Genomic DNA, 653 nt, shown 5'->3' with positions numbered 1-653 from the left:
TATTTTGGTAAAAAGCTAACAGCTAAGGAAATCATGGATAAATATGAAGAAAGTGAAGAGTCAAGAGAAATAGTAGATTTAATTGTTAAAAATAATGCAATTAATATTTTTAATATTTTCTATACGCTTGATATAGATTTATTTATTATTTCTGGAGGAGTTACTAAATCAGAATGATTTGTTGAAATGATAAAAAATAAGGTGCAAGATTTTTCTAATGAAAAGGGTTCTGGTGCAATAATTAACATTAAGGTATCAGAGGCAAAACAAAATAGTGGGATTTTAGGTGCTCTAAAATTTATTAAAACAAATATATAATGGTTAGTTTATATCCGTTTATTATATCGCTTAAAATATGGAGGGTGCATTATGACTGATAAAGAAAAAATAGGTAAATTATCTCAAAATATATACGGATGGAAAATTGTCGAAAAAAATAAGTTTACAAAAGTACTAGAAAATGAAATTAATAAATATGGAAAAGTTGGTTATATTTATGGAATTTTAAGATCTGACCCATGGTCCGGTATTAATTATAAAAATGGAGTTGTTGGTAGAAAGGCAGCAAAAATTTTGAATAAAATTCAAAAAAACATTATCAATTTAACTGGTGAGCCATCTATTTTTGTTGAAGAAGCACCTCATGGACATCA

General features: G+C 26.3%; 2 protein-coding genes. Both read left to right on the top strand.

All coding sequences use genetic code 4. The features are described 5' to 3' along the window. A partial coding sequence (locus C4B24_RS04900) for an ROK family protein (RefSeq protein ID WP_131599659.1) occupies positions 1-318 on the top strand: 318 nt, incomplete at its 5' end. Between the two features lie 51 nt (positions 319-369). Beyond that, positions 370-653, top strand: a 284-nt coding sequence (locus tag C4B24_RS04895) for a hypothetical protein (RefSeq protein ID WP_210725208.1), incomplete at its 3' end; no start/stop codon positions are given.

This window comes from Mycoplasma marinum (assembly GCF_004335975.1).
Lineage (GTDB): Bacteria > Bacillota_I > Bacilli_A > Mycoplasmatales > Metamycoplasmataceae > Mycoplasma_K > Mycoplasma_K marinum.
The sequence above is the reverse complement of the archived record's forward strand: the minus strand, read 5'-3'. Positions and strand labels throughout refer to the sequence as shown.